The organism is Chitinophaga vietnamensis, assembly GCF_902167635.1.
Classification (GTDB): Bacteria; Bacteroidota; Bacteroidia; order Chitinophagales; family Chitinophagaceae; genus Chitinophaga; species Chitinophaga vietnamensis.
This window is the reverse complement of the sequence record NZ_CABHMS010000003.1, coordinates 233,313-246,188: the sequence shown is the minus strand read 5'-3', so window position 1 is coordinate 246,188 and position 12,876 is coordinate 233,313. Positions and strand designations below refer to the sequence as shown.

9 protein-coding genes are annotated in these 12,876 nt (G+C 42.8%); 4 read left to right on the top strand and 5 right to left on the bottom strand.

The window, feature by feature from the left end; translation table 11 throughout:
- Positions 1 to 6 precede the first annotated feature (6 nt).
- Positions 7 to 3,414: a TonB-dependent receptor gene (locus FPG75_RS09150; protein ID WP_143306484.1), complete on the bottom strand. Its 3,408-nt coding sequence runs from the start codon at positions 3,412 to 3,414 to the stop codon at positions 7 to 9.
- Positions 3,415 to 3,454: 40 nt separating this feature from the next.
- Positions 3,455 to 4,486, bottom strand: a complete 1,032-nt coding sequence (locus tag FPG75_RS09145) for a FecR family protein (protein ID WP_143306483.1) — start codon at positions 4,484 to 4,486, stop codon at positions 3,455 to 3,457.
- A 123-nt stretch (positions 4,487 to 4,609) separates the two neighbouring features.
- Between FPG75_RS09145 and FPG75_RS09140 the strand changes: the two genes are divergently transcribed.
- From FPG75_RS09140 to FPG75_RS09125, 4 genes are all read left to right on the top strand, one after another.
- The gene (locus tag FPG75_RS09140) at positions 4,610 to 5,242 is read left to right on the top strand and encodes an RNA polymerase sigma factor (protein WP_143306482.1); all 633 of its coding nucleotides are present in this window, start codon (positions 4,610 to 4,612) and stop codon (positions 5,240 to 5,242) included.
- A gap of 473 nt (positions 5,243 to 5,715) precedes the next feature.
- Positions 5,716 to 6,480: a DUF2490 domain-containing protein gene (locus FPG75_RS09135; RefSeq protein ID WP_143306481.1), complete on the top strand. Its 765-nt coding sequence runs from the start codon at positions 5,716 to 5,718 to the stop codon at positions 6,478 to 6,480.
- 40 nt (positions 6,481 to 6,520) lie between these two features.
- Positions 6,521 to 7,567 (top strand): P-loop NTPase family protein, encoded by a 1,047-nt coding sequence (locus FPG75_RS09130; RefSeq protein ID WP_143306480.1) that lies wholly within the window; start codon positions 6,521 to 6,523, stop codon positions 7,565 to 7,567.
- An 18-nt stretch (positions 7,568 to 7,585) separates the two neighbouring features.
- Positions 7,586 to 9,199 (top strand): ABC transporter transmembrane domain-containing protein, encoded by a 1,614-nt coding sequence (locus FPG75_RS09125; RefSeq protein ID WP_143306479.1) that lies wholly within the window; start codon positions 7,586 to 7,588, stop codon positions 9,197 to 9,199.
- A gap of 14 nt (positions 9,200 to 9,213) precedes the next feature.
- Here FPG75_RS09125 and FPG75_RS09120 read toward each other — a convergent pair whose 3' ends face one another.
- From FPG75_RS09120 to FPG75_RS09110, 3 genes are all read right to left on the bottom strand, one after another.
- A complete protein-coding gene (locus FPG75_RS09120) occupies positions 9,214 to 10,257 on the bottom strand; it encodes an NAD(P)-dependent alcohol dehydrogenase (RefSeq protein WP_143306478.1) in 1,044 nt (347 codons plus the stop codon).
- A gap of 419 nt (positions 10,258 to 10,676) precedes the next feature.
- Positions 10,677 to 12,050 (bottom strand): glycosyltransferase, encoded by a 1,374-nt coding sequence (locus FPG75_RS09115; RefSeq protein ID WP_143306477.1) that lies wholly within the window; start codon positions 12,048 to 12,050, stop codon positions 10,677 to 10,679.
- A gap of 345 nt (positions 12,051 to 12,395) precedes the next feature.
- Positions 12,396 to 12,839: a lipocalin-like domain-containing protein gene (locus FPG75_RS09110; protein WP_143306476.1), complete on the bottom strand. Its 444-nt coding sequence runs from the start codon at positions 12,837 to 12,839 to the stop codon at positions 12,396 to 12,398.
- Positions 12,840 to 12,876 lie beyond the last annotated feature (37 nt).

Sequence of the window (12,876 nt, the reverse complement as noted above, 5' to 3'; positions counted from 1 at the left end):
CATTTTTTAAAAAGAATAAGTGAACGTTGCCCTGATATACTTATTTGGATAATATTTGCGAAAGATATTATCTCCCTTATAAGCTGTTTGCTGTGAACCGTCTGGGTTCAGCAACGGGCTTCCATCGCTCCGGTATAGGGGCGTCAGTTTTTCCTTATCGTACTTATAGTTGAAATTGTTATCCTCTACATAGGTCACTGCTTCATTCAGCAGATTCTGTATACTCAGCTTCACCTGCAAGGAACGGACGATGCGTTGTGTAATGCTGAAATCCACCAGGTGGCGTGGCAGCTCAAGAATACTGCCCCGGTAAACGCTTTGTGATATACTGCCCCCCAGAGGCTCAAAGTAGCCAACAGCATAGATGCGTGTGCCGGCTACGTTATAAGATAGCGATGCGCGCGTACCGGTACCGGCATTATCATAGAATAAGCCCACATTAGCTGTATAGGGTGCCTGTCCTTGCAGCGGGCGCTTATATCCATTACTTTGATAGCCGCCCAGGCGAACAGTGTCCTGCACGGTTATTTCACTGTGGATCAAGGCTCCATTGGCAATGATATACAGGTTGCGGAAGAAGCGGCCGGGAATGAAGCCAAGGTTTTTGTGCAGTTCTGCTTCCAGGCCGTATAAGGTTCCTTTATCTGCGTTCTGGAAGCTGATGGTAGTAAGATCCTCTCCCACCGCGGCCTGCTTGCGGATGCGCTCAATCGGATTCTTCAATGCTTTATAGAATCCACCAATGGTGATCATTTCATCCTGCCGGCTGCTTTTGGGATACCATTCTGCGCGTAGATCAAAATTATCCAGCCTGGCGCTTACCAGCAGCGGGTTACCGAAGATCAGCTCATTGGAAATAAAATCCAGGTTGGAGAATGGACTTATTTCCCTGAACTCAGGCCGGTTTACACTACGTCCATAAGCAGTCCTAACTATCAAGTCATCTGCAGGATGATAACTGATATTAAGAGACGGCAACCAGGACCATACTGGGCGGTTCACCAATATAGGCGTGGTACCGCTAACATCGCCGGGGGCTGCTGCCAGCTTCTGACGATCGTATTCAACACGCAAGCCGCCGTAAATATCCAGCCGGCTATTCGCAGGCTGCGCCAGTAAGGCCAGGTAACCGGCATTCAGTTGTTCAGTGGCGATGTAACTATCCTGTGTTTGGGTGTTGTCGTATACTTTCAGGGCTGTACCATCATCGCGCAGGTAATCATTGCTCCATACTTTGGACAGGTCCTGCTCTTTAAAGCCTATCCTGCTCCAGTCTGCATAGCTGTAGTATCCCGGCGGATAACTACTTAACTGTTCCTGTCCGTCATTCACTTTGAATTGTTTGCGGTATACCTTTCTTTCTTTCCATTGCTGGAAAGTGCCGGCTTTCAAAGTCATCCAGGAACGCAGGCGCACATCATAATCTGCCGTGGCATTGTATACTCCTTCCATATTCTTTAACCACAAACGGGTGATCATCCCATAGGTAGGCTGATAGTCTACTTCAGATGACTGCCCACGGTAATAAGGCTCCCAGCCAAGCCCTGTCCCCTCTGCGGCGCGTGCTACACCATCGGGCATTGTATATACATCCGGATACATGGTGGTGGTACGGTGTTGCAGGCGAATAACCCTTTGGTCGGGAATATCCTGACGGCTATAGGTATAGCCCAGGTTCCATTTAAGGCGCTGCCGCCGGCGCAGGTAGTGGATACCACCGAGGTTACCTGCATACAGAAAACGCTGGGTGAAGGAGAGAATATTATCTTTACGCATGGCCGTGAAATAATTAAGCGGGCCCGCTGTTGGAAGGACATTATCATGATTTAACCGCACCACTACGGATTTGGAAGCGTCTTCCAGTAAGAAGTTCCGGAAATACAACTTGCTGGAGTCTTTGAGCTTCATGCTGAAATTCTGCAACAGGTTCATCTGTGTATTCTCGATGTTCTGGTCTTCACTACCTATTTTATCATAGCCATACCCATGGGGAAGTGTGTTGGTATTCCCGGTTTGCGTGTAGATGTCGTTCCGTTGCGCTTCATAGCGATAGTTAAGCGCTGTAAGGGAAGAGATGCCGGCCTTACCTATCCTGAATGAGTTGTAGGCATTCAGGGTTGCCTGCAGGTCCGGAAGTGCCGTCTTGTAGCGATATTGCAATATGGGTGAAAAATTCTGCACATATTGCTGCTGTGTAAGTGATGCTTTATGCAGATCGCCAAATCCCGGTACACCTGCGGGCAATTTGCGGGTACCGTCGTCAAAGCCGAGGTAATCATACTTGCCGCCGGCGTAGGTAAGCAGGGGCTTGAAGCTGGTACCCACATGGTCGCTTGCTACTATTTCTATATCGAGATGTTTCACCGATTTGGCGTCTTTGGTGTATATTTTTACAGCGCCGCCGCTCATATCTCCATAAATATCCGGCGCAGGAGACTTATAAATCATAATGCGGTCAAGGATGCGGCTGGGAATGAGATCCATCGCGAAGGCGCGACTGTAAAGCTCTGTAGAGGGAGCAATATTATCATTGAGATAAATAACATTATAGCGGGGATCCATGCCTCTTATCACCGGAAATTTATCATCCCTGATCGTTACGCCAGATGTACGCTGTATCACCTGGGCAGCATTGCGGTCGGCCATTTTGCTGATCTGTTCGCTGGAGATACCAGTGACAACGCTGTTGGCAGTGCGTATCTCACTGATCAGCTGTTTGTCAGTAGTATGGGTGACCGCTTTCAGCTGGCGGGGACCAGAGGTGACTACTACTTCGCTCAATGAACGTCCGCCTTCCATTTTTACATCAGATATCACCGTTTTACCATCTGCCAAAACAATACCGGGCAGGATATTATGCTGATAACCTATAAAGCTGGCACGCAACGTATATTTTCCTGCAGAAAGATTTTTGAACTCATAATAACCTTTTTCATCTGCCAGCGCAACGGTACCTGTTTCTGCCAATTGCACAGTAGCACCGGGCATAGGCTGCGTGGTTTCAAAATCCACTACACGACCTTTGATAACGCCTTTCTCTGTCGCCTGCGGTGGCAACTGTCTTTTTATAGTATTATCCTTTATAACGGCGATATTTCTTCCCGTGATCAAAAAGGACAGACCTTCTCTGTCGCGCAATTGCCGCAACACATTGCCCAGGGGCACATCTTTGTATTCAAGATTGTGCAGTGTGATGGCGGTCATCTCCGCTTTGTTAAATGAGAAAGTATAACCGGTCTGTTGTTGCAATACCTGTAGCAACGCTGCGGCATTGGCGGCTTTGGCCGTATAGCTGACCTTCGCGGTCAGCGGAGAAAATTTATCCTGCGCTCCTGATGGAATGGAGATGGTTACCCACCATACCAGCAAAAGAAAACAAGCATATTTTCTTGCCTGTGTGTAAATAAATATCATAAGATTTTTGATTTTGATAGCTGTCTCTTTGGATGTGGGGTTATTTCCTGGTCACTTCCAGTATTGATCCTTTTATGGTATAGTTACATCTCGAAACAAATAGTATAATATCCAGTATCTCATGTACGGTTTCCTGCCTGAAAACAGTAGTGATCCGTTTTCCATCAAGGTTCAAACCCTTATCATATACCACTTTCAGACCATACCTGATAGCTACTCTCTCCAATGCATCTGTTATCAGCAGATCATTGCATACGAGATAGCCGTTGGTCCATTCCTCCATACTGCGGATCTTCAAGGGAGAGGTAGCTGCACTATGTTTTTCTTTATTATAGTCTATCATTTCTCCTGCGTGTAACAGCGCTGCATTCCTTTTCTCCGCAACCTGCTCTACGGACACTTTTCCGCTTACCAATGAAATCCTGATAGAAGCCTCTTTTGCATAAGCTTCCACATTAAAGGCGGTGCCCAGCACTTTGGTAGCGATATCGCCCGTATATACCATAAATGGATGTGCTTCATCCCGCTTCACATCAAAAAAAGCTTCTCCCTGCAAACAAATGGCCCTTCGGGCGGCGCTGTCCCGCATGGTAAAGGATAGTCTGCCACCTGGATGCAGCCATACTTTGGTGCTATCTGGCAATACCGCATACTTTACATGAGCGCTCTTATTGAAAAGCGTATCCCATTTTATAGCAGGAACAACTGACGCCAGTTGTTGATGTGAAGCAGTACGGTAACTGCTCATCAGCCACCATGCAGCAATGCCCGCCACCAGGATGGATGCGGCTATCTTATACCATAAGTGCCTTAAACGGTTTTTAGCGGGCGTTACTGTTGTGTTCCATTCAGGATAGAGCTGTTGGCGCAGTGTGTCCAGTAGCGCCGCTTTTGCGGCTTGTTCTTCAGGCAATGCCACATCTGGTAGCTGTTCCCATGACTCCGCCATCACTTCATACCATAACGTGAGGTCTGCCTTTCCATCAGACAAATAAGCTACTATCTTTTCTTTCTCTGCCGGATCACATTTTCCTTCCAGGAATTTCCGGATCAGTGGTTTACCTATTATCATACTATACTACACGAAACAGTTAAAAGAAATGGGTAGTACGATCATGCGACTTAATATTAAGTTAACACAGGATCAGCCCGGGCCAGCTTACTTTTATATCCCGTAAAACACTGACATGTGGTTATGAATGCTATTCCAAACCAACAGTTACTGATCAAAAGATTTGAAAATATTTACGCTGCTACGTATGATAAATTGTACCTGTTTGCCAAGCGATATGTAAAGGAGAACGATGCCATCAAAGATATTCTGCAAGACAGCTATATACGGTTATGGGAACACCTTGAAAACCTGCAGGATGATGAGAAGATACTTCCCCTGCTACGTACCATTGTGATGCGCGTTACAATAGATGTCTTGCGTAAAGCGGCGAGTGACCAACAAAGAAGCGCCGTGTTTTATGAGCAACGGCGCACCACCTGTGAAGCAGATGAAATATTAGACATGAAAGAAGCAATAGCCGGATATGAGGAGTCCGTACGCTTGCTCCCTGATAAAAGACGACAGGTATATCAACTTATACAGGAAGAAGGACTGTCCTATAAAGAAGCTGCCCAACGGCTGAACATCAGCCTTCATACTATCAAATACCATTTCACCAAAGCGAGACAGACATTACAAAAAAAGCTGCCGGGCATAGGATTTATTTTTTTGCTTTCATCAGCGCTGATGCTGTTCTGTCAGATAAAGGATGTAAAAAAAGAGCTATCCCGGCACCGGAAAGAAGTGGATGTTATACAAAAGGAACGCGGCTAAACGTTACACTGAGAAACAACAGCTGCGCCGTTTCATTTTTCCTTTCAGGGCACCAGATTGGAAAGCTCCGAAAATTCGAAACTTTCCTCATTTTCAGACACCGGTTATTTTTCCACCATATTGTTTGCATATCAAATATCCTCTTAGCAGCAGTTCTTCCTTTGCCGTTTGCTTTGAGGGGAACTTTCTTTTTCGGCCATTTAAAATATCTCGCACTTCCTTGATTAGCCCGGCCGTAATAATGGGCTCATGGGAGGATCATATTATATATCCCTCTCACTACTTCTTCAAACACCTATTTTATCACAGGCTCCCCCTTCATAATGTTAAAAAAAACAGAAAAAATATATAGTAGTAGGAACAATAGGAAGTTTGATGTCTTCCTAATATAGGATTATACCAGAATAGCAAAATACTAACAGTCAGTTGCTACGAGTATCAATCCCAAGCATTTTTAGAAAATTAATTTCTTTATGAAAGTTTGCATTTTCTTTCTGATTTTCAGCATCGGCCTGGTAGCAGTTGCACAAAAAAATGATCTGCAGAACTGGAATTCAATTAGCGCAAAAATTTCATTAGGTAAAAAAACAGACCTTCATATAAGCGAATTAGGCTCATTTTCCCCTGCCAATAATTTCCAGCTCAATTTTGCTCAAACACATTTTGGTTTAAACTATAAAATAAGCAGGAACTTTTCGCTACGTGCGGGTGACCAGGTAAACTATATTCCTGATAGCAACCGATCATGGCGAAACAGGATTTATCTGAGAGGAACTTTCGACTACAATCTTGATAAAATGTTAAAAGCAGAACATAGCCTTCAGTTTGAAGTTCATGATAAAAACGAGCATCGCTATTCTCAAAGAATCATCTTCATTAATGGTCTGAGTTTAAGGAAACGTTTTTCTGCGCCGCGTTTACGACCCTCTGTCTCATACTGGCTATATTATAATGTGGGGGGCACAGGAGTACAATACTACGATGAAGCCGGAAAGCCCATTGCTTCACAAACACCCGATGGTTTTCACAGGGGGAGATTATTTATAACACTCAATTCTAAAATTAGCGAACATGTCAGACTGAGTTTATTTTATATAAACCAACAGGAGTTCAATCTGTTCACTGCCCCTAACCGGAATATCAATGTTGTAAATCCAGCTACAGGTAAAATTTCAAAAGCCTATGACAATTTTAATGCAATCGGGCTTTCAATTCAATTTGTATTTGGTAAAGACTAATGCTAAAGTCTTTTAATCTGCTGACTATAAAATTGCCGCTATGCATACAAGAATCAAGAAAACAATTATTTGTAAAAATGTTGATCTGGAAAGGTGCACAATCAATAAATCAAAAATCAACTATTATATTCCGCAGGTTGGGGACGTGGCCATTTTTGAAATCATTTCTATTGGCAAACATAAACGGGTTCAGGCTGATGATAAACTAAATGTTCTCATCCTGCCGGGCGACCTGATTATGGGAGCTTTTGGTACACGCTATGCTTCTGCTCAATTTGAAGGATATGTGCCAGCTGATTGCCGGGATACTTTTCATATACTTGGCGCCGGTGGAACCATTGGAGTTGTTGAAAGCATGCACGATTCTTTTAGTGACGTGGGCCCCACCGTGCTTAGAATAGTTGGTTATGTGACCAACCAGATGGGAAACATAGTTAATACCAGGAAGATTAGCAGGTCACTCATTCCTTTCAGCGGCATAGCAACAAAAAGAAGTAATATTATTCTTTCAATAGGATCTTCAATGGACAGCGGCAAAACTACCACCGCAGCTTACATAGTCAGGGGATTGAAAACCCAAGGGCACAAAGTCGCATTTATAAAACTTACTGGAACCGTTTATACAAAAGACAGGGATATGGTTTATGATTGTGGAGCGGATATAACTGCCGATTTCTCCGATTTCGGGTTCCCGTCTACCTATATGTGCCCCGAACAGGAATTGCTTGACCTGTTTGAATCTCTTATGCAAGATGTAATGACAGATGGCGCTGAACATGTGGTGGTGGAAATTGCTGATGGCATTTTGCAGCGTGAAACCAAAATGTTGCTGGAAAATAAACACTTTATGTCGCTGATTGGTCAGGTTATATTTTCCTGTTGCGATAGTTTGAGTGCTTTATATGGAATTGACACACTCAAACAAATAGATATTTACCCTACAGCACTGAGTGGCTTATTTACTGCAAGTCCATTGCTTGTAAAAGAAGTAAAAGGGCAAACACAAATACCGGTAGTAACAATTGCAGAATGGATGGAAGGGAAGTTTAACCACCTGTTCAAATGGCCTATGGTGAAATATGCATAGTGTAATAATAAATGCTCAATGAAACATTGGGATATCATCAAGAGCCACTTTAAGCGAAGAGTAATCGCATGTTTTGCGATTGTGCTACTGGGTGTAATTAACAGTTGCATCACTGTACTGCTTTCGCTTAGCATAGGGGTATACTACGAGATGCTCAGTCAGCACCATTCAAACAAGAGCCGGTTATTACATCAGTTGCATATTGAACTGCCGCATCATCCAACTATTTTTTTTCCTGTTTTTGGAGCTGTAATTATATGTAAGCTGATTTTACACTTCTTGGAAACCTATTATTCTGAAATGATAGCGCTAACAATCTCGCTATCGCTGCAAAAAAAATTGTTTCGTCACCAGGTGCGGATGGATACAAAGGATTTTATACAAAAACCGGTGGGCAAATACCTGCTCCGCTACAGTGGCGACATGGCCAGCATTCGTAAGTATGTTTCTAAAGGTATTTTTCGTTTCATATCCGATTGCATATTTATGTTGATTTCATTAGCTTTTTTACTAAGTATTAATACAACAACAACGCTCACAACAATAGCAACACTGATAGCCGGCTTTCTGCTTTTGAATAGCATTAACAGAAAACTCCGCCATATACAATCCCAACGCAGGGATATGCTTTCTTCCAATTTGCATTTTGTACTTGGCGCTTTACAGGCATTAACTACTGTTAAGGCTTACAACCAGGAGTATGCTGTAATAAAAAGCTATAAAAGGAAAATGGAAAAACTGGAGCATACCAGCAGGCGGTTTTTATTGCTGAACAGCTTTAACAAAGCCATCGTACCGGCATTTTTATTCTTTTCGCTTTTGCTGATTTTTATTGGCCATATGCCATACACCGCAGGGCAAAATAACCCGGATCCGGCACGTATGTTTATTCCATTCATCATCCTTGTTATTTTAATGTTTCCTACATACAAACGATTTTTAGGAGTGAGTAGCATTTGGCAGGCAGGCAACATAGCTTTTTTAAAAATTTATTCCATCCTTAATCTTCCACTGGAAGAGTATGGGGAAGATAAGATGGAATATCAACCAGTAAAAGGCATCATTGAATTCAGGGATGTGTCGTTTAGCTACTCCGACAGGGAAACCATTTTAAATAACCTGAATTTTCAATGCGGGCCAGGAGCAATAAATCAACTTCATGGCAATTACAAAAGCACTATTCTGAAATTAATACTGGGTATTTACACCCCCGATAGCGGATCCATACTATTTGATGGCAGTGATGCCAAAGGTTTATTAAAAAAATCTTTCCGGCATCATATTGCATTTATTTCCGATAAAGCTCCATTATATGGCAACACCATTTCAAAATGTCTTTTTCTGAAAACTGATGCCGGTGCACGGCAAAGAGCAGTGGAATTATTACGATCACTTCATTTTTCAAATGACAATAGTAATGATATCATTGACCTGGATACCGGAATCGGGGAAAATGCAAGCCACTTATCCGGTTCGCAGTATAAAAAACTACTGGTTGCAAGAGCATTATTGAGCGATAAAAAAATTATACTGATCGACGACCTGCCGAAGAGTTTTGATGACAAAATACGGGAGAAAATAGACGTTTTTTTAGACCAGCTAAAAGAAAATCGTACCATCATTGTAGCATGACCGGTATACAGTCTTCACAAGGTCGCCATATCAATCACAAATCTATATTTTATATCCCCTTTGATCATCCGTTCGTAGGCTTCATTGATACGGCTGACAGGAATAATCTCTATATCAGCTACAATATTTTTTTCTGCGCAAAATTCCAGCATTTCCTGGGTTTCATGGATGCTGCCAATTAAAGAACCGCTTATGCTTCGCCTTTTAAAGATAAGCCCCGAAACATCCAACTGCAAAGGGGTACCTGGCAAACCTACAAGTATTAAAGAACCATTTACTTTAAGCAGGTTCACATAAATGTTATAGTCATGCGGCGCTGATATTGTATCAATAATAAAATCAAAATGTCCATATAATGTTTTAATTGCTTCCAGGTCTGACAACCACACAAAATGGTCCGCACCTAATTTTTCCGCATCTTGTTCTTTAGCGGTTGAGGTACTTAAAACTGTTACTTCTGCTCCCAGTGCTTTGGCGAATTTTACCGCCATATGCCCGAGGCCTCCTAAACCTGCGATACCAATTTTATGCCCCGGCCCGGCCTTGATGTATTTAAGGGGGGAATATGTAGTTATACCGGCGCATAATAAAGGGGCAGCAGCAGCCAATGGAAGTGCAGCAGGTACCTTTACCGCATAGCGTTCATCTATTACCAGCTTGGAGGCATATCCACCATATAAAGGCGCTCCGGTTTCCCTTTCCTGTCCGCCCATAATAGGTGTTATGCCGTTTTCGCAATACTGTTCGGCGTCGTGGGCACATTGATAACAATGCCGGCAGGAGTCGTACAAATAACCGGCCCCGGAAATATCGTTTATCTTAAACCTGGTTACAGCCTTACCTGTCTGAATAACGCGCCCTATTATTTCATGCCCGGGAACAATAGGGTACATGGTGCCTCCCCAGTCATTGCGCACAGCATGAATATCTGTATGACATACACCACAGTAAAGTATTTCAATCAGAATGTCGTGATCTCCAACAGGTCTTCGTTCAAATTCAAATGGTGTTAAAGGTACGTTCGCGCTTTGTGCGGCATATGCCTTTGTTTTAATCATTGTGGAATTGGATTTTGGCGTGAAACAGTTAAATTAAAGATAAGTCAGCATATTGAAATCATCTTGCAGTGCGGTTAGTTTAATGCGTTTAACTTTTTTTGCATAGCTATTTTAGGACGGAACATTAAGAGTAGAATTACGGAGCGCATTTTCGAAATGAATGTGCTCCGTGATTTCAAACACTTCTATCACTTTTGTAATATAATCTTGGCTTTGATATATTATCCGTTCGCGGGTAATTATTCTTATCAGATATAGGCCATCTATACCTTCCAGCCGGAAAGCACTGCTATTCAGCTTTTCTTTTTTCACTTCCTGTAATATTAAATCCCTGCGGATCAGCATACAGCCTGAAGGTAGCATGGCACAATGAATTGCCAAGTCAGTGATAGCTATAAATATTTGTTAGCATAGAAATTTTATGGGCCGTATTGAATCGTGTGGCTGTTATTTACTAAATAATCTATGGTGGAAACCGGGTAAGGCTGCCTGGGATTGATGGTGCTTATTGCTGCATCAAATTTCTGGCAGATAACATCCCAGGTATAATTGGCAAGTGCAGGTTCAAAAACATTTTCACTACGTAGTGCCGGAACGTTTATAATGGCTCGTGCCAATGCTTGGGGATTATCAGTATTGCAAGCGGTAATCATACCATCAGGCAGCATTTCCACTATTCCGCTGGTCTTATCAGCTATGCAATATGCACCACATGCCAGCGCCTCCAGTGATGCCATCCCGAATGGTTCATGGCGTCGGGCAGCAACAAATACATCAATGTTCCGCATAACAGCGGCCAGCTTCTCCTGTGGCAATCCTTTATGCCAGCTGATGATGTGCGCGCTATTATTCATTCTGCTTTGGGTTTGCAATGCGGTTAACAGCGCTCTTTCCGCTGCGGTATAACTCCCTCCAATTATCAACACCTTGGTATGGGGTTTCTCTTTCAAAATATAAGGTAATGCACTAATGAGACGGGAAAAACCTTTTTCCGGAACAAATCGCGCAGCCATGCAAATAATAAAATCATCTGCCCCCAGACCTGTGAAACCTGATGCTTTCAATTGTTGTATGCGTTGCTCTTTGGATTGCGGCGACATATAAAACACACTTTTATTATAGCCAGGACAGACCACCAACACAGGAGTAGTAGCAGCACAGTAGGGATACCGCTGTCCCAGTTCTGCCTGGGTTTGAGATGAGTGTGCTAACAGATCTGCATGACGATAGATATAGGACTCCGCCGCAATCCGGTCATTGAAATTGTATGCTGATGTTCCTTCATCTGCACTATATGCGGGCATACTTTTGAGTTTGGCATATCCCATGGAGTGCGGAACATGGATATGTGGAATAATACGTCCGTTTTGTTGATACAAAAGGTATTTTAAGTACTCGGCTGTCAAGCCGGCATCTGCATAGTGGCTTATTAAAATATCCACTTTCTCAAGTTCCTGTGATAATGTGTTGAAGATAGCATCGGCAATTAAAGAGGCCAGCGGGTACATATCCTCTTTGCGGATAAATTTCAGGCTGTCACCGAATGAAATACGACGGATAAAATAAGGAGCATCAGTTCCTTGTTGATACGTTTGCCTTTGCAACATTGATTCTAATGATCCCGAAACAGCCTCGTTGATCAGCCGTGTTACAACGGTGACTGTATGTCCTTGCTGCGCCTGCGCGCGCGCCAGTTCGTGCACCACGCGTGTTTGCCCGCCTGTATCAATGCCGTCACGAATACCGCCGGAAGGATGGTAGAACCCTTGAAGGTGCACATGGACAATATTCATAATACACTTTTGAAAGTAACAACTGTGGGAAGCCTGAAAATATAGTTATCTCTGGAGTTGAACAGGGTTATGAAAATATAGTTATGGTTATTTGATTGAGAATATCAAGTTACGCAGTTCCTAATTATTTTTCATTTTTTTAATTAATAAGAATAGGCTATTTTATTTTAACAAAAAATATGTTTGCATTCCTTACTATATACAAGCAGGATAAAATATGATTTAAAAAAATGACATTGCCATTACTTGGCAGGAGGAAATTTTAAATTTGTATTTAAAAAAATCCCAACAACACAATCTGCTGTTGGGATTTTATAGACCAAATTACATATACAGACGACAAGCCTAGCATGAAACCCTTCTCCACGCAAGGTGGAAGACAACCTCCCCGTCTTTTGACAAAATGGGGGGAGTGCGTATCGTCAACCGGTCGTCCTCAATGCTTACATACCTTACTTGCCCATTACCAATCCAATTAGGGAAGAGACTACCTTCGATAATATGCACCAATTCTCCGGGTTTATTTTCAACATACCTCCCATAATAAGCAAGATAGCCGCTGAATGCGGAAAACGTTTCCTCAGGGGTTCCGGCGTTAAGGGATGAAGTACTGAAAAGCGGACGTGACGCCTTCATGATCTGAGCATTCATATAACCGCTTCGGTCATAAATAATTATTCCCATAACATTCTCTCCAAAGTAATGAATCGTTTCACCTTTGTCATTATTATATGTCCATGACAGCAGCTGCCAGGCGCCGATAATTTTTTCTTTGATAAACTCCTGCATAAAATAATTTTTATCAGATGATTATGGGGTATGTTTT

Coding starts and splice junctions, on each gene's coding strand:
- FPG75_RS09135 (WP_143306481.1), top strand. CDS start 5,716: ATGAAAGTTTGCATTTTCTTTCTGATTTTCAGCATCGGCCTGGTAGCA.
- FPG75_RS09150 (WP_143306484.1), bottom strand. CDS start 3,414: ATGATATTTATTTACACACAGGCAAGAAAATATGCTTGTTTTCTTTTG.
- FPG75_RS09130 (WP_143306480.1), top strand. CDS start 6,521: ATGCATACAAGAATCAAGAAAACAATTATTTGTAAAAATGTTGATCTG.
- FPG75_RS09110 (WP_143306476.1), bottom strand. CDS start 12,839: ATGCAGGAGTTTATCAAAGAAAAAATTATCGGCGCCTGGCAGCTGCTG.
- FPG75_RS09120 (WP_143306478.1), bottom strand. CDS start 10,257: ATGATTAAAACAAAGGCATATGCCGCACAAAGCGCGAACGTACCTTTA.
- FPG75_RS09115 (WP_143306477.1), bottom strand. CDS start 12,050: ATGAATATTGTCCATGTGCACCTTCAAGGGTTCTACCATCCTTCCGGC.
- FPG75_RS09140 (WP_143306482.1), top strand. CDS start 4,610: ATGAATGCTATTCCAAACCAACAGTTACTGATCAAAAGATTTGAAAAT.
- FPG75_RS09145 (WP_143306483.1), bottom strand. CDS start 4,486: ATGATAATAGGTAAACCACTGATCCGGAAATTCCTGGAAGGAAAATGT.
- FPG75_RS09125 (WP_143306479.1), top strand. CDS start 7,586: ATGAAACATTGGGATATCATCAAGAGCCACTTTAAGCGAAGAGTAATC.